We start from the raw sequence: 24,550 nt of genomic DNA, 5'->3' as shown, positions 1-24,550 counted from the left end.
CGATGCTGACGTACCGGGCCGATATGTAGAGAGCCTCGGGCGTACTGGGAGGAATCTGGAATGTTGAACACTCTGCATTTGCGGAGCCTACTAATCGTGGGTGCGTCTGCCGCGGCGATGAGTTCGATCGCTTCGCCGGCCTGGTCCCAGAACGTCATCCAAGAGCTGGTGGTCACCGCTCAAAAGCGTGAGGAAGCCCTTCAGGACGTTCCGATCGCCGTCTCGGCCTTCAATCAGGACGCGCTTGAGAAGGGCAAGATCGACGGCGGTCCAAACCTGGTGCTCGCCGTCCCGAACGTGAACTTCTCCAAGGGGAACTTCACCGGCTACAACTTCCAAATCCGCGGCATCGGCTCCAAGCTGGTGGCCGGCTCGGGCGACGCCGGCACCGGCATCCACCTGAACAACGCCCCGCTCATCTCCAACAATCTGTTCGAGACCGAGTTCTACGACGTGGAACGGGTCGAGGTCCTGCGCGGGCCGCAGGGCACCCTCTACGGCCGCAACGCCACCGGCGGCGTGGTCAACCTGATCACCGCCAAGCCGGTCGATGAATTCCAGGCGATGATCCGGGGCGAGATCGGCAACTACAGCACCCGCAAGGTGCGCGGCATGGTCAACCTGCCCCTGGGCGACGTCTTCGCCCTGCGCGTGGCCGGGTCGTACCTGAAGCGCGACGGCTTCGGGAAAAACCTGGTCACCGGCAACGACGCCGACGACCGCGACCTGTGGGGCGGCCGCGCGACCCTCGGCTTCACGCCGACCGACAATTTCCGCGCCTACTTCATGATCGACCACTTCGACGAAGAAGACAGCCGCTCGCGGATCGGCAAGCAGTTCTGCACCAAGGACAACGGCCCCTCCAATGTCGGCGGTCTCGGCTACTCCGCCGCGGCCGGCGGCCTGATCGGCCAGATCCAGCGCGGCCTGTTCAGCCAAGGCTGCCAGGCGACCTCGCTCTACTCGGCCGGCGCACTCGGCACGGTGAACTCCCAGGCGACCCTGGGCGGCCTGTTCGGCGCGCTGGGCGGCTTCCAAACCGGGGACGCCTACGCCGGCAAGATGCAGACCAGCGACGTGCGCGACATCGAGTCGAGCTTCGACCCGATCTACCGCTCCAAGACCGACATCTACGAGTTCAACCTCGACTGGGACCTCACCGACGACCTGCGGCTGACCTGGCTGACCGCCTATACGAAGTTCGACCTCTATACGCGCCAGGACTACAACCGCTACACGCCCAGCACCTCGTTCAACACCTCGCCCAATCCAGTGAACGCCTTCGCCGCGGTGCCTGGCTATGCCGGGATTTACGCCAGCCTGTTCCCCGGCGGCGTAATCAACGACGCCCAGAACAAGCCGGCCAACAGGTTCACCACCAGCGACATTTCCTCGGCCTTCACCGAGCAGTGGAGCCACGAGGTGCGGTTGCAGTCGGCCTATGACGGACCGTTCAACTTCAACGTCGGCGCGATCATGGTCCGCTATCAGGGGACCGGCGACTACTACGTGATGTTCAACACCGGGACCGGCTATTACCAGCTCAACAACCTGTTCAACACCGGCAACCCGAACTGCAACGGGCCATCGCCCTGCATCGCCGTCGACCAGAACTACGAGCCCAACCGCAGCGGCCACAACTACTACGACGCCTACGGCCCCTACGACCTGCGCTCGCACGCCTTCTTCGGCGAACTGTACTGGCAGGCGACCGACACCCTGAAGTTCACCGGCGGCCTGCGCTACACCGTCGATGACAAGGAAGTCGAAAACCACCAAGTCACCCTGGGCACCCCCGGCAGCGGCATCGGCGGCCCGATTCCCGGCACCCCCGACATCCTGCATGTGAAGTTCAAGGAGACGACCGGCCGGATCGGCTTCGACTGGAAGCCCGACCTCGGCTTCACAGACGAGACCCTGGTCTACGCCTTCTACTCGCGCGGCTATAAGGCTGGGGGCCTGAACTCCCCCTGCAGCGGCGGCGCCGGCGTGATCTGCGGCCCGGCGACCTTCGATCCGGAGTTCATCAACTCCATCGAGATCGGGGCGAAGAACACCGTGCTGAACGGCACGATGACCCTCAACGTCACCGCCTTCCACTATGACTACAAGGGCTATCAGGTCTCGAAGATCGTCAACCGCGCCTCCACCAACGAGAACATCGACGCCAAGATCAAGGGCGCGGAGTTTGAATCGGTCTGGCAGCCGCTGCAGGGCCTGCGCCTCAACGCCGCCATCGGCTGGCTCGACACCGAGATCGGCAAAGGCCAATCGATCGACACCTTCAATCGCACCCAGAGCAATCCCAACCTGGTGTTGATCAAGACCGCCGCGGCCTCCAACTGCGTGGTCAGCGTGGCCTCGGCCCAGACGGCGCTGGGCTTCTCGAACGCGACGAACAACCCCTTCGCCGTGCTGGGCGCCTGTACGCCGACCTCCACAGCCGGCGCAGGAACCAATATCGGCGGCGGCGCGCTCGCGGTCGGGACCAACGCCTTCGGCGGCCTGGTCAGCGACGGCGTGCCGGTCAATCTCGACGGCAAGGAACTGCCGAACGCCCCGCACTGGACCATCTCGCTGGGCGCTCAGTACACCTACGAGTTCGGCAACAACTGGTCGGCCACCCTGCGGGGCGACTACTACAAGCAGACCGAAACCTTCGCGCGGATCTACAACAGCGAGCCTGACCGGATCGACGACTGGCAGAACGTCAACCTGACCCTGACCTTCGCCAATCCCGAATCGGGCTGGGAAGTCGCCGGCTTCGTCAAGAACGCCACTGACGAGGAAGCCATCACCGACTTCTACCTGACCGACGACTCCTCGGGCCTGTACCGCAACGCCTTCTACACCGAGCCGCGCACCTACGGCGTCTCGATCCAGAAGCGCTTCTGATCGCCTGACGACCTTCGTCGTTCGGCCTCGCCGCCGCCCCAACCGGGGCGGCGGTTTTTTCTTGTCCGCATGGGCGCTCAGAACATTTTCGGCGACCGGTACGAAACGGCGAACGGCGACGGCTCTCAGAAACCCCTTATTTCCTTTTGATTCACGAATGCGTCAAAGAACGACGGTCAGTTTTGTACAGCCGATTTGAAAGCGCGGTATTTCGGCCACAAAACAGTGAAAGCTCAACTGAATTACGGTCGGTCATCGGCCTTTACGTTGACGCCAGCCGGACGCCGACCGAGGTTCGGCCACCGGCGCCTCCCCGCGCCGCAACATCACTGCATACGCATCACGCGGGCGGGCTTCAGAGGGCGTTCCACGCCCCGCCGCCCTGGGAGGATATTGATGTCTAACCAAGCTCCGCGCCTGCGGACCCTGCTTGCCTTGAGCGCGTCGGCCCTGACGCTCTCGGCGATCTCGGCCCCGGCCCACGCCCAAGAGACCGACAGCTTCCAGATCGAAGAATTGGTCGTCACCGCCGAAAAGCGCGAACAGGCCCTGCAGGACGTGCCCGTGGCCGTCTCGGCCTACACCTCCCAGCAGCGCGATATCCGCGGGATGACGAACATCCAGGACTTCGTGAACTTCACGCCGGGCATGAACTATTCCGGCACCGACCGCGTCTCGCTGCGCGGCGCCGGGCGCAACACCTTCTACATCGGCAACGATCCGGGCGTGGCGACCTATACGGACGGCTTCTACTCGGCGTCCTCGTCGGAACTGTTCAAGAGCTCGCTGTTCGTCGAGCGCACCGAAATCCTCCGCGGCCCGCAGGGCACGCTGTACGGCCGCAACGCCATGGGCGGCGCCGTCAACACCATCTCCAAGCGCCCGTCGCATGACTTCTCCGGCGAAATCCGCGCCGGCGTCGGCAACTACGAACGCACCAAGATCGAGGGCGTGGTCTCCGTGCCCGTCGCCGACAACCTGCGCTTCAAGATCGGCGGCTCGCAGGACTGGCAGCGCCAGGGCTTCATCGAGAACGCCGGCAGCGCCAACGAAGGCGCCACCATCAAGCGCACCTATTTCGAGATCCAGGCCGAAGCCGAACTCGGCGACAACCTCGAGGTCTGGGCTCGCTACAACCGCACCAACTGGGACGACAGCACCGGCGTGGGCGACCGCCTCGCCAACCTGATCACGCCCTACGACACCACGCGTCCGTTCCAGCCGATCGGCGGCCTGGTTCCCAACCCGCAGTATGGGATGACCACGCTCAATCCGGGCGTCCAGGATCCCTACACCCAGTCGACCAACCGCGACGGCTACGGCCAACTGCGCGGCAATCACATATTCACCACCACGGTCAACTACGACCTGGGATGGGCCGACCTGAAGTACATCGGCGGCTTCCAGCAGTACAACTATCAGACCGGCGGCGACAACGACGGCACCAGCCGCACCACCTCGTTCCTGATCCCAGGTTCCACGACACCGGTCTTCGGTGATCAGACGACGGACTTCAACGAGCACAAGCGTTACTTCTCGAACGAGATCAACCTGTCCTCGAACAGCGATGGCCCGTTCAACTGGATCGTCGGCCTGTACCAGTACAAGGAAGAGTACAAGCAGCGCATCCAGCTCGCCAGCAAGCTGCAGACCCAGCTGGACCGCCCGAGCTTCCACTATGGATCGGTCAACGGCGGCGCGGCCGGCGCTTCGGGCTTCGGCACCCAGGCGCTGAACCCTTCGCGCAACTTCGTCGACAACCAGGCCGAGCTGGAATCCAAGGCCTGGGCCGCGTTCGGCCAAGGCACCTACAAGTTCAACGACCAATGGGCCCTGACCGCCGGCCTGCGCTACACCAAGGACGAGAAGGACGGCTTCGAATCCCAGCGCCTGGTGCTGTTCAACCCAGCCGGCCCGTTCGGCGGCGCGGCGGTGGACGTCTCCAGCGACATGGATCTGGTCACGCCCGGCGTGCAGAACTACCGCAACCTGTCGGACACCTGGAGCGCCGTCACCGGCACCCTAAACCTCGACTGGACGCCCGACGACGACACCCTGGTCTACGCCAAATATAGCCGCGGCTATAAGTCGGGCGGCTTCCTGCTGGGCACTCTGGCCGCCAAGCCGATGGCCGACGAGGAATCCGTCAACGCCTACGAAATCGGCCTGAAGAAGACCATCGGCGGTCGCCTGATCCTGAACGCCTCGAGCTTCTACAACGACTTCGGCGGCCTGCAGCTCAACCTGTCCCAGCTGAACGCGGCCGGCACCGCGGCCTCGAACAACTTCGTCAATGTCGACGCCGAAGCCTACGGCCTGGAACTGGAAGCCACCTGGCAGCCGATCCAGCCGCTGCAGATCTCGGCCTCCTACGGCTACCTGCACACCGAGATCACCAAGGGTTGCTGCTTCTACGACCCGGCGGATCCGAGCGCCCTGAAGTCGACGGCCCGTCCGTCGGGCGGTTCGGCGACGACCAACGGCGTGCTGCTGGTCTTCCAGGACCTGGCCGGATCGAAGATCTACCAGTCGCCGGAGAACAAGTTCGCGCTCAACGCCAACTACACCTTCGACTTCTCGCCGGGCTCGCTGATTCTCTCGGGGACCTACACCTGGACCGACGAGACCACCTACCAGCCCTTCGACAACCCCGACTTCACCGTGCCCTCCTACGGCACGGCCGACCTGCGGGTGCTGTGGAAGGACGCGGGCGACCGCTACTCGCTCATCGGCTACGTGAAGAACGTGACCGACGAAGAGGGCTACACCTCGACCTCCTCGACCAATCCGACGGCGGTGTTCGGCGCCCCGAACCCTGGCCTGGTGGTCGGCGGCACGCCCTATCTGCGCCAGACCAGCACCGCGATCACCCGCGGCCTGATCATGCCGCGAACCTACGGCGTCGAGCTGCAATACCGCTTCTAAGAGACCTTCAGTCTCGAACGGGCGAGGGCGGCGGGAGCAATCCCGCCGCCCTTTCTTTTGGTCGGCCACCCGACATCCGTTTTCACGCCTGCGTCAAATGATCGCTAACCCCAGGGTGGAATTTAACATCTCCGCAAGCGCTTAGGCCCATGATGAGCATAAGTTCCCCCAGGACGTCGGCGTTCATGTCTCTGCCCGAGTTCTTCTTCGAGCGCGTAACCAGCGAGATCCATCAACAGATGGAAGGCGTGCTGGCGCTAAGCGAACGACTGGCCCGCCAGCCGATGGCGCCGGACGCCCAGGCCTGCGTCGCCGGAGTGGTTGAGGCCGCTCGCGCCGTGCGCCAGATCCTGACCTCCTCCGCCGATCTGAAGACCGCGGCCACTGACGGCCTGCTGTTCACCGCTCAGCCGAAACGGGCGGCCGACCTCGCCGACGAGGTCCAGGCCCGCTGGCAGGACCGCGCCACCGACGGCGGGGTCACTCTGCTGGTGTCCTACGACGGAGACCCCGACGCCCTGGTCATGGTGGACGCGCTCCGCATGCATCAGATTTTCGACGCCTTCATCGCCCAGGCGCTGGCCGGCGTCCGCCGCGGCGCGGTCGAAGTTACTCTGAAGGCCTCATCCAAGGGCGACATCACCCGCCTGGAAGGCCGTGTTCGCGGCGGCGGCGACCGGGTGATGGGCGATCGCGCCCTGGACATCCGCGAGATCGAGGCCCTGTTCGGACTGGAAACCGCACTGGGCGTGGCGCTGGGCCGCAACATCATCGAGGCCATGGACGGCGTCGTCCGCTCCGAGGCCAATGTCGGGGCCGGCGAGACCCTGGTCTTTGAGGTCTCCGTGCCCCGTGCGCTGCCCGAGGTCGAGGCCGAGGAAACCCTTCATCAGCCGGAACGCGCGGCTCATATTCTTGTCGTCGACGACAACGCCACCAACCGCATGGTCGCCGAGACCCTCTGCGAGATGTTCGATTGCACCTCGGAGTCGGCCACCGACGGCGTCGAGGCCGTTGAAGCGGCCCGGACGGGTCGGTTCGACCTGATCTTGATGGACATCAAGATGCCGCGCATGGACGGCGTGTCGGCCACCCGCGAGATCCGCGCCCTGCCTGGCGCGGCCGGTCGCGTGCCGATCATCGCCCTGACCGCCAACGCCGATCCCGAGGACGCGGCCGGCTATCTGAAGGCCGGGATGAACGGCGTGGTCGAAAAGCCCATGAAGCCGGAAAACCTGCTGCGCGCCCTGCAGGAAAACCTGAGCGGCGAAGGCGACGCTGCCGCGGCGTAAGGCTAGGCGCGCGCGCCAGTCTGGGCCATCGTCGCTCATGGCCTCCTTCTACGAACGACACATCCTGCCCGCGCTGCTGACCCGCGCCTGCTCCTCGCCGCCGATGATGAAGCAGCGGGCCAAGATCGTGCCCCTGGCCGAGGGGCGCGTGCTCGAACTCGGGATCGGCATGGGCCTGAACCTTGGCCTCTATGACGCCGCCAAGGTCGAGAGCGTCACGGGCGTCGATCCGGCCCCGGAACTGCGCGCCATCGCCGAGGCCGCTCCCCGCGATCCGCGCCTGAAAGTCACCGTCGCCGATGGAACCGCCGAGGCCCTGCCCTTCGAGGACGCGAGCTTCGACACTGTCGTCTGCACCTTCACCCTCTGCTCGGTCCACGGCCCGGCCCAGGCGCTGTCCGAGGCCCGTCGGGTGCTGAAACCCGGCGGCCGGTTCCTATACTGCGAACACGGCCTGGCCCCGGACCACGACGTCGCCAAGTGGCAGCGGCGGGTCGAGCCGATCTGGAAGCGCCTGGCCGGCGGTTGCCACCTGACCCGGCCGATCGCCGAATCCATCGGCGCGGCCGGTTTCCGCCTCGGCCGCGTGCAGACCATGTACGTGCCCGGCACGCCACGGATCGCCGGCTGGAACGAGTGGGGCGAAGCGCTCGCGTAAATTCTTTCGAAATGCCAATGTCATAGGGGTTTGGGGAAACACGATACGCCGTTATCGCCCGCCGTTCGGCGAACGCATCCACGGCGATGAACCCATCTGGGACCCTGGAACGCGTTCATGTTTGCTGATCCCGACGTCACAGGCCGCCTGAACTTCCTGAACGCCGACGCTCGCGGCGCGATCGTTGGAACCAAGGAAAGCTACACCGTCGCCGAGGCCGCCCATCAGCTCACGGGCGGCGAACCGGGCTGGTCCTCGGCGCTCGGCACGGCCGCCACCATCACCTATGGCTTCCGCGCCACCGCCCCTGGCACGATGCCAGATGACACCACGGGCTTCTCGCAGTTCAACGCCGCCCAGATCGCCCAGACCGAGCTGGCCCTCGCCGGCTGGAGCGACGTCGCCAATATCAGCTTCACGCGCGTGGGCTGGGGAACCTCGGGCGAGGCCGCCTATACCGACCAGGCGACCATCCTGCTCGGCAACTATTCGGCCGGCGCCGACACCGCGAGCGCCTTCGGATATTATCCGGGCTCTCTGTCGGCGACTTCGCGGGCCGGCGACGTCTGGGTCAACGTCACCTCCGGCAGCAACGCAAGCCCCGCCATCGGCAACTACGGCGCCAATGTCCTGATCCATGAGCTGGGCCACGCCATCGGCATCGCCCACCCCGGGGACTACGACTCCGAAACATCGCCCACCTACGCCGACGACGCGGTCTATTATGAGGACTCCCGGCAGTTCACGGTGATGAGCTACTTCGGCGAAGCCAACACCGGCGCCTATTTCGCCGGCCGCTACGCCGCCTCCCCCATGCTGGACGACATCGCCGCGGCCCAGTCGCTGTACGGCGCGAACATGGGCACGCGTACCGGCGACACCACCTATGGCTTCAACTCGAACGCGGGCCGCCCCTGGTTTGAGGCGGCCAGCGCCGGCGCCAAGCTGATCTTCGCGGTCTGGGACGCGGGCGGAAACGACACCTTCGACTTCTCGGGCTATTCCAACAGCCAGACCATCGACCTGCGGCCCGGCTTCTTCTCCAGCGTCGGCGGCCTGACCGGCAACGTGGCGGTCGCGATCGGCGCCAGCGTCGAAAACGCCATCGGCGGCGCAGGCGCCGACGCGATCAACGGCAATGAGGCGGCCAACGCCCTCACCGGCGCGGCCGGAAACGACGTGATCTACGGCGGCGTGGGCGGCGACACCCTAAGCGGCGGCGATGGACAGGATTTCCTGCGCGGCGAAGAGGGCGACGACTCGATACTCGGCGGCGCGGCCTTCGACGACATGCACGGCAATATGGGCGCAGACACGCTCTATGGCGGCGAGGGCGACGATTGGGTGGTCGGCGGCAAGGACAACGACCTGCTGCACGGCGAGACCGGCGCGGACCTGATCTACGGCAATATGGGCGACGACATTCTCTACGGCGAGGCCGGCGCCGACATCCTGCGCGGCGGCCAGCACAATGACCTGATGTACGGCGGCGAGGGCGACGACTGGCTGTCGGGCGACCGCGAGAACGACACCATCTGGGGCGGATCGGGCGCCGACAGCTTCCACATCTGGGGCGACTCCGGCCTGGACCGGGTCATGGACTTCAACCGCGCCGAGGGCGACCGCGTCCTGGTCAGCGAAGGGGCGACCTATACCTTCGCCCAGGTCGGCGCCGACGTGGTGATCAACCTCAGCGGCGGCGCTCAGATGGTCCTGGCGGGCGTCAGCACGGCCTCGCTCACCGAGGGCTGGATCGTCTCGATCTGACGCGCCGCAAGGCCGATTCTAGAGCTGGTTGTATTCGCCGCAGCGGCACTTCACGACCACGTCACGGACATCGGCCCGCTCGTGGCTGGTCAGGACGATCTCTTCGCAGGCGCCGCATACGAAGACCGAACCGGCCTCGTCGGCCGCGAAGACGTGCGGGGTCTCGACAGCCTGGACCACTTCGCGGCGCCCGACGAACAGGCTGGGGAAAACACGCATCGAAGTCATGATCATCGGTACTGCCTCATTCTGACCCATACGGGGCTTACGCCACTGAGCACTTGCAAAAGTGGGGTAGCGTTATTCTGCTGCGGCGCAATGACGGATTGATGTCCGAGCCCCGAAATCCGCCAAACGCCCGACAATCGAACGATCGGGCGGCGCAATCACCACGGGTACGGAACTGCCGCGCGCCACCGCCGTTTCAAGGGGTCAGCATCCGTAAAGCCGGCGCACCGCAGCGCGCCCATCCCCAAGAGGCTCCCTGAACATGACCAACGCCTACGGTTCCAACCACGACGACGCCATCCGCGCAGCCGCCGACAAGCTCGAGGACGCCGCCCAGGATGTCCGAAGCGGCGCCAAGCGCACGGCCAAGAGCGCCAAGAAGGCGGCTGTCGCGGCCTCCGGCGCCCTCGCCGAAGCCGCCACGACCCTGGCCCGCGACACTCGGGTGCTGGTCGAGGAAAAGGTCGGCAAGGCCAAGGCCACCGCCGAAGTGCAGTACGACCGCCTGAAGAAGCAGGCCAAGGTCCGCGCCGGGGAAGCCGACGTCTTCGTTCACGACCGTCCCTACGCCGCCCTGGCCATCGCCGCCTTCGCCGGTTTCCTGATCGGCCACATCATCACCAGCGCCAAGTCCAACGTCGTCTACCTGCGCGACGACCGCTAGCGGCGCCCCATCGACACCCTGCATCTCTGAAGTGGCGCCGATCCTGCTGCCAGGCGCCATGAAACAGGAGCCAGGATCGATCATGGACAGGGCCGACCCCAATGCGCCGCCCTTCGAACTCGACGTCGCGCCGGACGGCGAGCGCTGGCGCTATCGCAAAAGGTGGCGGCAGGGCTTTCGCAGGTTCCTGCCGTCGCTCTGGCACGTCACCGACGCAGAGGGGCTCAAGGCCCTGACCCGCCAGGACCAGCCGCGAGCCTAGCTCAGCCGCGACCGCGACGCAGCAGGCCGGCCACCAGGGCCAGCGACGGGATCGCCCCGCTGGCGACGGCCTCGCCTATCCGCACTTCATATCGCGCGGGCTTGGGTCCGACCACCGCCGGCGAAGGGGTGATCGACCACGCCATATCCCGAGGCAGCAACCGCGTCGCGAGGACCTCGGCGTGGCGGTAATCGCCCTGCAGGCAGAGCATCAGCGCGATGAGGTCTCCAGCGTCAGCCTCCAGGTGTTGAACGATCTCCCGCGCGATCTCGTTCGCTTCAGATCTGAGTAAAGGCTTCGTTGCGCCCTCAAGGCGGTCGACATACTTCTGAATCAAAAACTTACTCACACGCACGCTTACAAGTTAACGCTGATATTCGAATATTCAGCCAAATCAGAGGCTAGCTACCCTTTAGTTGACTTGCATGGTGGCACAACAATTTCACGACATTATTTCACGTGAAGAAGAGGAGGCGCTATTGTGTGACATTCGCGCTGAACCCCGAGGAAGCGACGCTCCACGCCGCATCGGGCCGCGGCCTTCATCCGGCACACCGGCCTCCAGACCGATCCGCCTCCAGTCGAAATCCACGACCTCGCTTCGGCGGCTTGTGGCCGCCCTCCGCCAGGCTGAGAAGGTGCTGCAGGATTGCGTCACGATCGTCGGCCGACAGAGAGGCAGGAAGCGCGGACCGACAGGCCTCGACGAGGTTCATCCGGCCACCACTCTTGGGGGACATTTCTCACTCTGGGCTAAAACGCAGTCGGCATGCCTCACTAAGCACCGCTGGTAGCCCTTAGTCCGACCAGATGGAGACGTTTGACGACCAGCCAGCCCCCAGGTCCGCAGACGAATTTTTCGTCGAACGCCGCGCCCGTTAGTGATCACTTACCTCTCTCGGCAACCGCGTCTTCGATGCAGCGGAGCGCAAGCTCTACGCCAGCGTCGCGCGCGTCGGCGACATCTTCGATACCCGGTTTGCTCACAGGCCCGCACCCTCCCCCAGCGCTGAGGCGGGGTTTAGACTTGCTCGACGTCGGTCTGAGCGAAATCGCGGCCCACGAAGAGCAGCGGAAAGTTGGTTTCCCGAGCTAGGGCGTAGGCGAAGCAGTCGCCGAAGTTGAGCGACGCCGAATGAACCCCCCTTCCCCATCGCGCGTAAGCCTCCGCCACCTTGACCGAGGTGGAACTCGAAACGGGCGCGACTTCGAACCCCAGCCCATCGATGAGCGCGCTCATCTCGCCGCCGATATTGCGGCGGCAGGCCACGATCAACGCCTCGGCCAGGGTGCCGGCCGAGATAAGCACGTTGGGCTGAGCTTCGAGCACCTTGATGCAACGGTCGCCTTCTGGTTCGGCCAGGAGGATCGCCATAAGCGCCGACGTATCGACGACGATCACTTGGGAAGGCCCTCGTCATCATAGAGGAAGTCCTGGCTCTCGGCGGCGCCAGGTCCCTTCACCGCCTTCTCCGAAGCCAGTCGGCGCGCTGTTTCCAAGATCCTGCGGCGAGCATCGCGATCACCAACGGTCTTGATCGCGACCAGCCGGACCGTCGGCTGCCCGTGACGGGTCAGCACGACGTCATCCCCAGCCTCGGCCCTGCGAACCAGGTCCGTAAGTTGCGCCTTCGCATCGCTGACTGATATCTGCACGGCGCCTCACCAACTACGCAGTAGACCAATTCTGATAAATTAGACCACAATATAGTCCACCACAAGGCCGACGTCAGCGGGTGGACATATGCCAGGGCCATCCGACTCCAGCGCAACGGCGAGCGTATTGTCGGGCGTTCACCCTCGCCTCGTCTGGCAGGCGCTCGTCGGCAGCTTCAACAATCTTCACCAATTCCGCCAGGTTTTCGCGGCCGATCGGACCCACCAACCCAAACTCGGCCATGTGGCCGCGGATGGCGTTGGAGAGTTGGGTCCGCTGCTGTATCAGTATCTGGCGGACCTTGTGCAGCACCATCACACTCTGCTGGTCTGGGCTCTTCACCTCGACGAACCGCATCGTCGGCCGGGTCACCGCCTCGCAGATCGCCTCCGCGTCGGCCGCATCATTCTTCTGGCGTTTGACATAGGCTTCACGCAGCTCGGCGGCATCAGCCGCACCTCATGACCCAAGTTCCGGAGCTCTCGGCCCCAGAAGTTGGCGCTAGCGCAGGCCTCGATGCCGACTAGGCAAGCCGGCAGCTTCGCGAAGAACCCGATCATCTGCTCGCCTAACCGACGGCCGCGACCGTGATGCTATGGCCGCCGACGATCTAGGCCGGAGTTCACCCCCATCAGCCCAATCGGATCGAACCCCAAAGCCCGATATTCGCGACCGCTTAGCGCCATGTCTGGACGGCTCCCCGTTGGCAACGGTTGATTTGAGAGCTCTGGTCGGCGCGGCCATGTCTTCAACCATTGACCCTGCATTATCGTATGGTAACATACTATATAGATTGGGTGAGGGGTCCGCTGCACACCTGTCCGGGATCCGGCAGGACAGCGCGCGAAAATCGAAGCCGGCCATAATCTCGGCGAGGCCAACCTCGCCGCAGGAACGGCTCTCCGCAGTCACGATCGAGAAGCTTCGCAAACGAGGCTCCGCTCTTTCCAGAGGCATGACCTCTTGGAAACGGCGCAACGATGAAACGGGAGGAGTACGAGATGAAGTGCCGTCACGGCCTAGCGGCGATTACGATCGCGGGAAGCCTGTTCTCGACCAGCGCGTTCGCCCAGTCACAAGGCGCCGGTGAGCCACCTGAGCTGGAAACCGTGATTGTGACCGCCACAAAGCGGGAGCAGTCGGTTCAGAACGTCCCGATCGCTGTCAGCGCCTTCAGCGGCGAAAGTCTGGCGGATCGCGGCGTCGCTGACATCAACAATCTGCAGGAGGTTTCACCAAGCCTCATGATCAACACCGCCAATTCGACGTCCAACGGCGGCACGATCAGAATTCGCGGCATCGGCACCATCGGCAACAATATCGGTCTGGAATCGGCCGTCGGCTTCTTCCAGGACGGCGCCTACCGGAGCCGGTCCGGCCACGCCCTCAACGAGCTGTTCGATATCCAACGCGTGGAGGTTCTTCGCGGACCGCAGGGCACTCTTTTCGGCAAGAACACATCCGCGGGCGCAATCAGCGTCTATTCAAAAGCGCCCGAGTTCGAGTTCGGGGGAAACTTGAGCGCGAGCCTGGGCAACCTCGACTATCGCAGAATCGAAGGCGTGCTGACGGGGCCGATCGCGGGTGACGAGCTTGCCTTCCGCCTATCCGGTGCAGTGACGCGTCGCGACGGATACATGACCGAGTTGCGAACCGGCCAGGACATTAACAACAAGGATCGCTGGGCGCTCAGGGGACAGCTTTTGTGGGAGCCCGGAGATGACTTCCGCGCCCGCCTGATTGTCGACTACCTTGAAAAGGACGAGCGCTGTTGCGCGGCCAGCTTTGCGATTGTCGGCCCCACCGGCCCGGTGCTGCGGGCGCTCGGCGGAACGACAACCATCACGGACAACGGGCGGACCGTAGGCGCCAACAGAGCGCCCTTCGATCAGGTCGAGGATGGCGGCGCCGTGCTTGATCTCGAATGGCGTCTTGGCGACGCGACGCTGACGTCCATTTCAACCTATCGTCATCTCGACGCCCATCGTGGGCAGGACGTGGATTTCACCGACGTCGATCTGTTCCAGTTTTCCGACACCCAGGAATCGTTCGAGAGTCGGAGCCAGGAATTGCGGTTGGCCGGAACGCGCGGCAGCCTGGACTGGCTCGTCGGCGCCTATGCCTCCAGCGAAAGCATAGCAAGTCGTGGGCGGCCGCTGGTGACTCTGGGCGCGACGGGGCCCAGCTATTTTGCGATCCTGTTCGGCAATCCCGCCGTGGCGGGATTGCTGCAGCCCGGGAACGGAGTGTCGGCGTCGTTCAACCAGAAATCCACCGGGTGGGCGGTCTTCACCAACAACACCTGGAATATCTCGGACGCCTGGTACCTCAACTTCGGACTGCGATACACGGAGGAATCCAAAAAGGGCGGCAGCGTTGTCAACGAGACCGGTACAGCCGGAATTGTCGACAACAACTGGCCCTGCGCCTTGCTTCCTGTGCCGACCTTCTGCGGAAACGCGGGTTATTCCCTGAAGCGTAGCGACAACAACCTGACCGGCACGGTGAAGATCGGCTACAAGCTGTCTGACGACGTCAATCTCTATGCCGGCTGGTCGAATGGCTTCAAATCGGGCGGCTTCAATCTCGATCCCCTGGCCTACAAGGTTAGCCCCACCGGAAACGTGATCGGCGACGGGCGCGAATTTGGGGACGAAACCGTCGACAGCTTCGAGGCGGGCCTCAAGAGCAAGTGGTTCGACAACCGGTTGGCGCTCAACATCGCCGTGTTCCACAGCACATTCAAAGGCTTCCAGGTCAACAATTTCACCGGAACCGTGTTTGCCGTTGAGAACATGCCGGAGGTGGTTTCAAGGGGCGTCGAACTTGAATCCTTCCTGGCCGTCGCCGACGGCGTCTTCCTAAATGGTGGCGTGACCCACACAGACGCGACCTTCACGGCCAACACGCCCATCACCAACGCGACGGCCAATCTTGGCGGCCCCACCAATCTGGAAGGTCGACAACTGACCAACGCGCCGCGCTGGCAGCTCAGCATCGGCGCCAACATCGAAAAGGACCTGCCTTTCCTCGACGGCTGGAGCTACATCGCGAACGGCAACTGGATGTACCGTAGCGACTATAACACCGGCGCCGATCTCGATCCCCAGAAGGAGCAAGACGCCTTCAGCCTGCTCAACCTCCAGGTCGGCTTGCGCTCTCATGACCGTCGCGTCGATGCGCGGCTGTGGATCAACAATGTGTTCGACACTGACTACAAGCAGTTCGTCCTGGACTCCGTGCTCCAGACGGGAAGCTGGCACCAGACCGTCAGCGAACCGCGCACCTGGGGCGTGACATTGCGAACCGAGTTCTGACCTGAGCGGGCCGCCGACTAGGCGGCCCGCTCCTTCGTTGCGAGAACGAGCGGCCGCTCTCGTTGCGAGCGCTCAGTAGGTTGTCCATCCGACCCGGGCCGAGAAGCTGTGGTTGCGAAACTCCAGCGAGCCAAGAGGGGGGCGGATAAACGTGCGCACGACTGCCCGGCCAGCGGCGCACGATACGGTGTACCTGGCTCGTCGCGCTGCCCCTCCAGCCGATCACTGGCCGGCAGATCACCCGCGACCTGGTGGTCTCGCCCGCTACGGTCAGCCGGGTTCTGCGGGCCGCCGGCCCGCCTCGGCTTCACTGTGGCCCGGGTGATGACCGACAACGGCGCTTGCTACAGATCTCCCCCGATCGCGACGCCCGCGCCGAGCTCAGCCTAGGTCAGGACAACCTATTGAGGCTCCACATCTAGTAGCCGCTCAACTGCGCCCAACGATTCCTGTGGTGTCGGGCGTCCCCGAAGATCGTCTCACTCACGCGAGCGCGTTTCAGGTAGAGGCCGATATCGCACGCGTCCGTCATGCCCATGCCGGCGTGGATCTGGACAGCTTCATTGGCGACCAGTTTGTAGGCGTCGCTGCAGCGCGCCTTCGCCAGCGACACCAAACGCGATGCGTCATTGCTATTGCAGTCCAACGCGCGCGCGGCGGCCAGCACCGCCGAACGCGCCAGCTCGATGTCCATGAACAGGCGGGACGCCCTGTGCTTCAGCGCCTGGAAACTCCCAATCGGCACCCCGAACTGCACCCGTGTCTTCATGTGATGCAGGGTCAGTTCGAAGGCCTGGCTCATTCCGCCCAGCATCTCTCCGCTTAGCAGCACCGTCGCCGCCTCGATCGACCGCTCAAGGAGGTCGGACCCACGATGGACCTCCCCGATGACATTCGAGGCCGGGCAAGACACGTTCGTCAGCTCCAGCAGAGCGCAGTTTCGATGATCGATGAGGCGCTGACGCTCAACCTTCAAGCCCGGCGCGTTCGCCTCGACAAGAAACAACGTCAGGGCGCCCGGAGCATCGACAGCGCGCGCCGGCACGATGAACGCATCGGCGCCGCACGCGTCAAGCACGAGGCTCTTGGCGCCATTGAGGACAAACACGCCGTCCCGGAACTCCGCCCGCGCGCCCACGTCGACCACATCGTGGCGACCGCCTCGCTCATGATGGGCAAGGGCGACGATACGAGAGCCATCCACAACGCCGCGCAGCCATTTCTCCTTCGTTTCGCCGGCGCCCGAGCGCGCCAGGGCTGTGCCCGCCAATCCAACACACCCGATGAACGGCTGCGGCGCCAGAGATCGGCCAAGCTCCTCCATGATGATGATCATCTCAGCGAAGCCCAAACCCGCCCCGCCATGGGCCTCATCGAAGAGGATGCCCGTCCAGCCGAGGCCCGCCATCTGCGTATAGAGCGCCCGCGAATATCCCAGGGGGTCGTCTCGATCTCGAAGCGTGCGGAAGCTCGCGACGGGAGATTCCTCGCGCACAAAATCACGCGCGGTTCGAGCGATCAGGGACTGTTCTGAATTGAGGGCGAGTGACACTGGCGTTCCTTCTTCGTGTTGGATCTGCGTTTCGCGGTAGACGCTTGAGGGCGCCTTCAGTCCGGCAGCCCCAGAACGCGTTTGGCGATCACGTTCAGCTGGATCTCTGTGGTTCCTCCCCCGATCGTCTCGGCTTTGGACTTCAGCCAGGCGAGCGTCGCCTCAAGGTCGTCAGCATCGAACCCCGGACCGCCCTCCCCAACCGATTGCGGACCCAGGATGTGCATCTTGAGTTCGTTGCGCCGCTGACTGAGTTCGGTGCCGTAGGCCTTGAAGATTGAACTTTCCGGACCCATCGCTTGACCGGCGAGCTCCGCGTCGCGCGTGCGCTGCACGGTCAGGGAGATGGCGCAGGAATCCATCTCGATGGCCGCGACTTGGTCGCGCACCACCTGATCGCCAATCCGGCCGGCGATCTCGCCAAGATGCGTCTTGGCCAACGACGTAAGCTCGACGTCTGCTGGAATTGCGCCGCCCGAGCTTTTGTGGGCGCCTGTCTCCTCGGCGATCATGATCCTCTCATGCCCGAGCAGAGCCTTCGCCACTGTCCAGCCTTCGCCGATTTCATGCACGACATTTTCGACAGGGACGCGCACGTCCGTAAGATATGTCTCGCAGAAATCGGACTCCCCCGAGATCAACCTGATCGGGCTCGCCGCGACGCCAGGATCGCTCATGTCGATGAGGATGAAGGTGATGCCCTTCTGTCTCGCCGACGGGCTCTGATCGGTGCGAACGAGCGCAAACATCCACTCCGACCGATCCGCGCCTGACGTCCACAGTTTCGTGCCGTTGATGATGAAGTGGTCGCCTTCCCGCACAGCGCGGGTCTGGAGCGAGGCTAGATCAGATCCGGCGCCGGGCTCCGAGTAGCCTTGGCACCAACGAATTTCACCCCGACAGATCGCGGGAAGATGCCGCGCCTTTTGCTCCTCCGTTCCAAACCTGAGCAGGACCGGACCAATCATGGCCAGACCGAAACCAACGAGTGGCGGCGGAAGCCTGAATGACTTCATTTCCTCTGACAGGATCTGCGCCTGCTCGGGCAGCAGTCCGCCGCCGCCGTATTCCTTCGGCCAGCTCGGCGCGGTCCAGCCTCTTCCCGCCATCCGTTCGAGCCACTGCTTTTCGGCCGCGCTGCGGAACTGCCACCGACGCCCCCCCCAGACGCCGTCGAGCATGCCCGCGCTGGTCCCCTTCAAGGCGTCAGGCGCATTTTCATTCAGCCACGCGCGGACCTCTTCCCGAAAATTATTCTGGCTCGTCATGATCTCGCTCGCAGCTGCTTCCAACGCCGGGCCGGATCACGCCATCTGGAATCGAGCGTCATTGACCGTCCCCATATGGTACGCTAACATACTATTTGCGGAATAGAAAAGTACGAGGCTCCTCGGGAGGGGGCACGGATGAACCCAGCCCCGCTATCGCAGATGACGTCGATCGCCGACATCATCCGCACGCACGGTGCGCGCGACACCGGCCGCGTTGCCATCGAGTTCGAAGGCCAGTCCGTCTCCTTCAGCGCCATCCACAAGCGCTCAAGCCAGGTCGCCAATGCGTTGCTCGAATCTGGCGTCGAACCTCAGCGAACCGTCGCGTTCCTGGACAAGAACACGCTGGAGTATTTCGACATCGTCTTTGGCGCCGCAAAGGCGGGCGCCATCAGCCTCGGCGTCAATTGGCGCCTCTCACCGTCGGAAATGGCGTTCATCCTGAACGACGCGCAGACACGGGTTCTGTTCGTGGGGCCAGAATTCTTCGCCGCCGTCGAGAGCATTGAAGCCGAACTCCCGAGCGACTTGCTCATCGTCGCATTCGGCGCGCATGCGCGGTGGCCGGACTATCACGCCTGGATGCAGTCGCAATCGGCCGTGGACGCAGGCTATGCGAGCCACGGCGAGGACGTCGCCTTCCTGACCTATACGTCGGGGACAACGGGCCTGCCCAAGGGCGCCATGATGACCAACCGTGGCTTCTTCGCAGCCTTCGCGGCGCTTGAGAGTTGGCGGCTCGACAGCCAGTCCGTCAGCCTCGTCATGATGCCGATGTTTCACTTCTCCGGCTCCGGATGGTCGCTGCTCAATCTCGGGATCGGCGCACGGATCGTCCTACATCGCGATGTCGATCCGACGGGCGTCGCCAATGCGATCGACGCGTTCGCGATAACGAACGTGATCATGCCGCCCATCCTGATCGACGCCATTCTTTCGGTGGCCCCGCCCCGGGATCTCAGCTCGCTTCGCGCGATCTGCTATGGCGGCTCACCGATCAACGAGGCTCTCCTGCAACGCGCGAAGCAAGGCCTTCGCAGCGAACTGATCCAGCTCTACGGCCTAACGGAAACCGCTGGGGGCGTTTCGCAGCTCGACCACATCGACCACGACCCTGCCAATCGGCCGGAGCTGATGCGGTCCTGCGGCAAGCCGTTTGCGTGGGTGGAGCTCAAGATTGTCGATGCGAACTCCGGCGCGGAGATCCCGACGGGCAAACCGGGGGAGATCTGGGTTCGCGCGCCACAGAACATGGTCGGCTACTGGAACAATTCTGCGGCCACCTCGCGGACGATCACGCCGGAGGGATGGTTGCGCACAGGCGACATCGGTCAGCTCGATGAGAAGGGCTATCTCTACCTGCTGGACCGGGTCAGCGACATGATCGTTTCCGGCGCTGAGAACGTCTATCCGCTCGAAGTGGAAGCTGCGCTGCAGAAACACCCCGCGATCGCGCAGGCCGCCGTCTTCGGCGTACCCGACGACAAATGGGGAGAGGCCGTCCGGGCCGCCGTCATCAGGGCGCCCGGGACAAGCGCAACCGCAGAAGAAATCATTCACGACACGCGCAAGCATCTTGCCGGCTACAAGCTGCCCAAGACCATCGACTTTGTGGAGGAGCTGCCCAGAAACGCCACGGGGAAAGTGCTTCACCGCCTACTGCGCGAACCTTTTTGGGCCGATCACGGCAGAAGGATCGCCTGAACATGACCGTCGAAAACGCGGCCGGGACGGGCGCACGCGAAGACTACCGGTATCCTTTCGAAGCCTATCCCACAGGATGGTATCTGCTGGTCGAGTCCGGCGAACTTGAGTGCGGCAAGGTCCTACCGCTGCGATATTTCGGACGCGACATCGTCCTCTATCGAACCGAATCTGGAAAGCCGGTCCTGGTCGACGCTCACTGTCCGCACATGGGCGCGCATCTGGGTTACGGCGGAAAAGTTTGCGGCGAGAACATCCGGTGCCCATTCCATTCGTGGGAGTTCGCCCCCGACGGACCCTGCGCCTCAATCCCTTACCGAACCACCGAGCGCATTCCCGAGGTCGGACTCAAGACCTGGCGGATTCGCGAAACCAGCGGCTTCATCTTCGCCCACTACAGTCCGACGCGCGAGGAGCCGGCCTGGTCGGTTCCCGACGAACCCGCCTGGAAGGAAAAGGGCTGGATCGGCTACGAGAAATTCAGCTGGCGAGCCAAGGTTCACGTTCAGGAAGTCGCTGAGAACATTCCCGACACCGCGCACTTCGTCTACGTCCACGATGTTCCCGCGCTTCCAAAAGTCAGGGGGAAAATCGATGGTCACATCTACCGACAGTCGATGACGAACCTGGTTCGCGGCAAGGAGGTCAAGGTCCTGGAGCATGACGCGCATGGCCTCGGCTTTTCATGGATCGAGGCGTTTATCCCGGTGCACTACCGCATGCTCGTGACGGCGACGCCGATCGATGCGCTGTACACAGATCTTCGGATCTATTTCCTGGTTCACGAAGGCGAGGGCGCAGAGACCCTGTCGCAGCTCAGCCGCGACACGATCGACCTCGTCATCGAGAATACGTCACGGGACGTGCGCATCTGGGAGCACAAAGCCTACGTCGAGCGGCCCCCGCTCGTTCAGGGCGATGGACCAATTGGGGTGCTGAGACGCTGGTCGCGCCAGTTCTATTCTGCGTGATCTACGGCGCGCATGGCGCGTCCGGCGCGTCATTCCGCGACGGGTCGTCCAACTCCGAAGAGTTTTGATGCACACGCAGTAAAACGGCCAGCACCTCCTGCACCTGCGCGTCGGTAACGCCCGACAGAAGGATCGGCGTGACTGACTTGATCCGGGCATTGATCTTCTTGATCATTTCCCGCCCGCTCTCGTTGAGGGTGACGTCGATCTGCCGGGCGTCCGTTGAGCTGCGCCGGCGCTGTAGAAGACCGCGGGCTTCAAGGTCGGCGATGAGCGCCCCTGTCGCCGCCTTGCCTATCCCTAACGACCGGGCGATCTCCATCTGATTGAACAGGCCTGCCCACTCAAGTTGCAGCAATATTCCGGCTTCATTGCTCGTCAATCCAAGAGACCTGAAGTGGGAATTGTAAAACCTCAGGATCGAGCGGCTCACCAGATGCAGCACGAACTCGAACTGACGTTCCGGCTCGCGCGCCGGACCCTCGTTCGGCTGAGAGATGGCCGCTGCTTCCTCACGCTTCAAACGGGTTTTGGACGGCATGCAACCCCCTACCACAAGACCGCGTCGCCCCTCCAACGAAAGACTGTCGGGCCGGTTCGCGTCGATCCAACTGACGCGCGCTTGATGAGGCGGGGCCATGAAGCGCGCTACGGCGGGCGCCTCCGACCCTTGCCTCTGTGATCCCCGTCGAGAGTAGCGAACAGCCCTTCGCCGTCAATGTGAACGGGCAAATACGTGAGGCCGAGAGAGTGCCCCTGTAAGCGTCTGCAAGGGTCAGAGACGGCTATCTCTCGATGAGCGCAGCGGCGTGCGATCGATGCGACGAACACCGAAGCTGAGCGTCCGACTAATATGAACAGGCAGGGTATGCCATATGTCCTAAGGACATATGGCATACCCTGCCAATCGTCAATTACGCCGGGCAGCTCAGCGCGCCGAAGGAGAGAACTAGGACCAGAAGACAATTGACACACCTATTGGCCGATCTATATGTCCTAAGGACATATAGATCGGCCAGGTAGATGATATCCTTCACCGACGCTCTAGAAGAAGCTCTGCTCGTAGACGACCACCCTGTGGTGACGGATTACGACGTCTTTCGCAGAGCCGGTGCTTTGATCGACATGCGAGTGTGGAACAGCCAACCGATCAAGCACCTCCCGCAAGGGTGGGATCAGGCAAAGCTTCGTGGTGCGTTGAGACGCCTCGTGGAACGCCAGGCGATCGCTGAAGATCGAGACTTCCGCTCAGGCGTCTGGCGGCTCGTGCAATCAACAAAATCAGGCTCGGCCGAAGAGGTGGCCTGCATCGCCGATCCGTTCTGCTACGTCTCCCACCTCTCGGCCATGCAGCGATATGGTCTTTCCGACCGCAATCCCACAGCATTGCATCTCACCACGCCCCGCCGGCCGATCTGGAACCAGATGCGCGACGGCAAGATCGCTGAGGAGCTGGCCTTAATTCCAGACGACCCCGCCACGTTGCTCGCGCGCGTCGGATTCAAGGAGAAGCTGCGACGCCGCCCCGTGGTGGTGCATGAAACCAGCCACCCGACCAAGCCCACCTGGGTTCGGGGCGAGCATACCCGTATCGTCCCGGTCGGCCAGACCTTCGTGGACATGCTGTCTGAGCCGGCATTGTGTGGGGGCATGCGCCATGTGCTCGATGTCTGGGAGACACATGCGGCCGAATGGTTGGAACAGGTCATTCCCGCCGTCGACGCGTCCGACGCAAAGATCGTCAAAGTCAGAGCGGGCTATATCCTCACCGAGCGACTTGATGTCGACCATCCGAAGGTCGCCGCCTGGCAGGCCTATGCGCAGCGCGGCGGATCGCGCAAACTCGATCCGGAGGCTCCCTATGAGCCCGTCTATTCTGAGAACTGGATGATCTCCCTAAATGTCTGAAGGCGATCCATCCGCCGCCGACCATGTCGAGGTCGATATCCGGGCGTGGGTCGAGGCCGCGTCGAACAATCTAGCCCTCTATCGCGACCGCCGGGTCACCGAGATCGTTCTGACGGCTATCGGGCTTGCGCCAAGCCTGAAGGAAACTCTCGTCCTGAAAGGCGGGACTGCCTGCTTGATCGGCTCCAGAGCAACTCTCACGCGACCATTCCTTCATATGTTCACGCCCTGACGGCGCGTTTCCTTCGCAAGGGAGTAGTGGCTCAAGTTGCATTTGAAAAACTGCTAGATTTGATCACGCCGCATCACCGACGGTGATGTCGCGCAGTGGCCGGAGATTGGTCGAATTCGGCTCACCGGGTATTCGCGTCATGGACGAAACCAGGACCTCTCCCAGTCACACCACCCAGCGGCCCACCGGGTCACGACGCTTACCGGGAAACTGTGGACCTCGCCCTTGATCGTCACCGTGATCAACAGGCGCGTGACATCCTTCGGCAGAACACTCCGCCCCGCCGCCGCCCCAGCCCTGGACGCTCCCGATCGGGCCAGCGTCCACTAGCGAGGCTGTCAGGGTCGACCGTTTTCGACCTTTTTTCGGACGTTCTGAAAAGCGGCTCTCGGGCGCTCAGACTTGCCTATCGCCAAAATTGGCTCGCAACCAAGGCGCGACGATTTCCACTAGGTCCTCTGGCGCCTCTAACGGGATCATGTGGCCTGAGCCGGGGACCACGGCCAGCGTCGAATGTGGGATGCCGTCGTGGAGGGCCTTCGCCTCATCCAACCGACGTAGTCGATCTTCCGCTCCCGCGACGATCAGGGTCGGGCAGGAGATTTCTCCAAGGCGGTCGGCGTCGCTCGTCCTGACCAACGCGGATTGACGCTGGAACACGCCCCCGCCCAGCCGGTCTCCCATGGCCTGAATGCGGCCGATGATCGAGCTGTCGGCGTGCGCGGGCGCGACGGATGACAGAACAGCCGAACGGCTAAGGCCTGCAAACCTCGAAGGGTCAAACGAGCGAGCGACAGCTTCCTTCCGCTGTCGTTGGATATCGGAATCGGCCTCCGAAGAGGTTGCGATCAGGACAAGAGCCAGCACGCGCTGCGGCGCCGAGCGAACGACCGTCCGCGCCACGTAGCCGCCCATCGAGAACCCAACCAGGACGAAGCGCTCAGGCGCGGCCGCCAGCAGTCTCGCGGCCATCGTCTCGATGGTCGCGTCTTGCGAGAGATCGGCGTGATGAAGGCTCAGGCCCTGCGGCCCTACGGCGGCCAGTCCGGCCTCGAACTCGGTCCATAGGTCGCGGTCCAGCATGTAGCCTGGCACAAGCACGATATTAGGAGGGTCGATCATCATCACAGGTTCTCATAAAGCACGGGCTGTAAGTCCTCTGGCGCGCTAGGTTTTCGCGCTTCCCGGTTCGACCGGTTCACATCACTCTCTCGTCGCCCTTCCAAACGTGTCCGGCGCAGTGGCGC

The 24,550-nt window shown here is 63.6% G+C and carries 20 protein-coding genes and 2 pseudogenes; 13 read left to right on the top strand and 9 right to left on the bottom strand.

What is annotated here, in order from left to right; genetic code table 11:
• Positions 1–60 precede the first annotated feature (60 nt).
• The 5 genes from ASE02_RS03535 to ASE02_RS03515 all read left to right on the top strand — a co-directional run bounded on the left by ASE02_RS03535 (position 61) and on the right by ASE02_RS03515 (position 9,537).
• Entirely contained in the window at positions 61–2,895 is a 2,835-nt protein-coding gene (locus ASE02_RS03535; RefSeq protein WP_056731188.1) for a TonB-dependent receptor, read from the top strand.
• Positions 2,896–3,291: 396 nt separating this feature from the next.
• Positions 3,292–5,820, top strand: coding sequence for a TonB-dependent receptor (locus ASE02_RS03530; protein WP_056731186.1), 2,529 nt, complete (start codon positions 3,292–3,294; stop codon positions 5,818–5,820).
• A gap of 185 nt (positions 5,821–6,005) precedes the next feature.
• Positions 6,006–7,112: a response regulator gene (locus ASE02_RS03525; protein WP_056731185.1), complete on the top strand. Its 1,107-nt coding sequence runs from the start codon at positions 6,006–6,008 to the stop codon at positions 7,110–7,112.
• A 37-nt stretch (positions 7,113–7,149) separates the two neighbouring features.
• On the top strand, positions 7,150–7,770 hold the full coding sequence (locus tag ASE02_RS03520; protein WP_056731182.1) for a class I SAM-dependent methyltransferase: 621 nt from the start codon (positions 7,150–7,152) through the stop codon (positions 7,768–7,770).
• A gap of 117 nt (positions 7,771–7,887) precedes the next feature.
• Positions 7,888–9,537, top strand: a complete 1,650-nt coding sequence (locus ASE02_RS03515) for a M10 family metallopeptidase C-terminal domain-containing protein (RefSeq protein ID WP_056731180.1) — start codon at positions 7,888–7,890, stop codon at positions 9,535–9,537.
• An 18-nt stretch (positions 9,538–9,555) separates the two neighbouring features.
• Here the strand turns inward: ASE02_RS03515 and ASE02_RS03510 are convergent, their stop codons facing one another.
• The gene (locus tag ASE02_RS03510; protein WP_162257130.1) at positions 9,556–9,765 is read right to left on the bottom strand and encodes a hypothetical protein; all 210 of its coding nucleotides are present in this window, start codon (positions 9,763–9,765) and stop codon (positions 9,556–9,558) included.
• A gap of 262 nt (positions 9,766–10,027) precedes the next feature.
• Here ASE02_RS03510 and ASE02_RS03505 point away from each other — a divergent pair, with 262 nt between their 5' ends.
• Both ASE02_RS03505 and ASE02_RS03500 read left to right on the top strand, forming a co-directional pair.
• Entirely contained in the window at positions 10,028–10,429 is a 402-nt protein-coding gene (locus ASE02_RS03505; protein WP_056731178.1) for a DUF883 family protein, read from the top strand.
• Positions 10,430–10,511: 82 nt separating this feature from the next.
• Positions 10,512–10,691 (top strand): hypothetical protein, encoded by a 180-nt coding sequence (locus ASE02_RS03500; RefSeq protein WP_156405892.1) that lies wholly within the window; start codon positions 10,512–10,514, stop codon positions 10,689–10,691.
• 1 nt (position 10,692) lies between these two features.
• Here ASE02_RS03500 and ASE02_RS03495 read toward each other — a convergent pair whose 3' ends face one another.
• The 4 genes and pseudogenes from ASE02_RS03495 to ASE02_RS22845 all read right to left on the bottom strand — a co-directional run.
• On the bottom strand, positions 10,693–11,046 hold the full coding sequence (locus ASE02_RS03495; RefSeq protein WP_156405891.1) for a hypothetical protein: 354 nt from the start codon (positions 11,044–11,046) through the stop codon (positions 10,693–10,695).
• A 666-nt stretch (positions 11,047–11,712) separates the two neighbouring features.
• Positions 11,713–12,093 carry a type II toxin-antitoxin system VapC family toxin gene (locus tag ASE02_RS03490; RefSeq protein WP_056731173.1) on the bottom strand — a complete coding sequence of 127 codons (381 nt, stop codon included), beginning with the start codon at positions 12,091–12,093 and terminating at the stop codon, positions 11,713–11,715.
• Entirely contained in the window at positions 12,090–12,347 is a 258-nt protein-coding gene (locus ASE02_RS03485; protein ID WP_056731172.1) for a type II toxin-antitoxin system Phd/YefM family antitoxin, read from the bottom strand. The genes ASE02_RS03490 and ASE02_RS03485 overlap by 4 nt, the downstream gene beginning before the upstream one ends.
• Before the next feature lie 226 nt (positions 12,348–12,573).
• A pseudogene (locus ASE02_RS22845) lies at positions 12,574–12,911 on the bottom strand (transposase); the annotation flags it as partial.
• 417 nt (positions 12,912–13,328) lie between these two features.
• On the opposite strand from ASE02_RS22845, the gene ASE02_RS03475 reads away from it, so the two are divergent.
• Positions 13,329–15,665, top strand: a complete 2,337-nt coding sequence (locus ASE02_RS03475) for a TonB-dependent receptor (RefSeq protein WP_082601849.1) — start codon at positions 13,329–13,331, stop codon at positions 15,663–15,665.
• Positions 15,666–15,862: 197 nt separating this feature from the next.
• Positions 15,863–15,973: pseudogene (locus tag ASE02_RS23290) on the top strand (IS481 family transposase); the annotation flags it as partial.
• A gap of 110 nt (positions 15,974–16,083) precedes the next feature.
• On the opposite strand, the gene ASE02_RS03470 reads toward ASE02_RS23290, so the two are convergent.
• The gene (locus tag ASE02_RS03470) at positions 16,084–17,217 is read right to left on the bottom strand and encodes an acyl-CoA dehydrogenase family protein (RefSeq protein WP_082601848.1); all 1,134 of its coding nucleotides are present in this window, start codon (positions 17,215–17,217) and stop codon (positions 16,084–16,086) included.
• A 56-nt stretch (positions 17,218–17,273) separates the two neighbouring features.
• On the bottom strand, positions 17,274–18,485 hold the full coding sequence (locus tag ASE02_RS03465) for an acyl-CoA dehydrogenase family protein (RefSeq protein ID WP_056731163.1): 1,212 nt from the start codon (positions 18,483–18,485) through the stop codon (positions 17,274–17,276).
• Between the two features lie 138 nt (positions 18,486–18,623).
• Between ASE02_RS03465 and ASE02_RS03460 the strand changes: the two genes are divergently transcribed.
• Together ASE02_RS03460 and ASE02_RS03455 are read left to right on the top strand one after the other, a co-directional pair.
• Positions 18,624–20,192: a long-chain-fatty-acid--CoA ligase gene (locus tag ASE02_RS03460; RefSeq protein ID WP_200957604.1), complete on the top strand. Its 1,569-nt coding sequence runs from the start codon at positions 18,624–18,626 to the stop codon at positions 20,190–20,192.
• A gap of 2 nt (positions 20,193–20,194) precedes the next feature.
• A complete protein-coding gene (locus ASE02_RS03455; protein WP_056731162.1) occupies positions 20,195–21,163 on the top strand; it encodes a Rieske 2Fe-2S domain-containing protein in 969 nt (322 codons plus the stop codon).
• 1 nt (position 21,164) lies between these two features.
• On the opposite strand, the gene ASE02_RS03450 is transcribed toward ASE02_RS03455, so the two are convergent.
• Entirely contained in the window at positions 21,165–21,704 is a 540-nt protein-coding gene (locus ASE02_RS03450) for a MarR family winged helix-turn-helix transcriptional regulator (RefSeq protein ID WP_056731160.1), read from the bottom strand.
• Positions 21,705–22,186: 482 nt separating this feature from the next.
• Between ASE02_RS03450 and ASE02_RS03445 the strand changes: the two genes are divergently transcribed.
• Together ASE02_RS03445 and ASE02_RS03440 are read left to right on the top strand one after the other, a co-directional pair.
• Entirely contained in the window at positions 22,187–23,071 is an 885-nt protein-coding gene (locus ASE02_RS03445) for a hypothetical protein (RefSeq protein ID WP_200957603.1), read from the top strand.
• Positions 23,064–23,303: a hypothetical protein gene (locus tag ASE02_RS03440; protein ID WP_056731158.1), complete on the top strand. Its 240-nt coding sequence runs from the start codon at positions 23,064–23,066 to the stop codon at positions 23,301–23,303. Before ASE02_RS03445 ends, ASE02_RS03440 begins: the two co-directional genes overlap by 8 nt.
• Positions 23,304–23,699: 396 nt before the next feature.
• Here the strand turns inward: ASE02_RS03440 and ASE02_RS03435 are convergent, their stop codons facing one another.
• Positions 23,700–24,428 (bottom strand): alpha/beta fold hydrolase, encoded by a 729-nt coding sequence (locus tag ASE02_RS03435; RefSeq protein ID WP_235536593.1) that lies wholly within the window; start codon positions 24,426–24,428, stop codon positions 23,700–23,702.
• Positions 24,429–24,550: the final 122 nt, after the last annotated feature.

The sequence above is a fragment of the Phenylobacterium sp. Root700 genome, assembly GCF_001429025.1.
Classification (GTDB): Bacteria; Pseudomonadota; Alphaproteobacteria; order Caulobacterales; family Caulobacteraceae; genus Phenylobacterium.
Note: the sequence above shows the minus strand (reverse complement) of the source record. Positions and strands in the feature narration are given on the sequence as shown.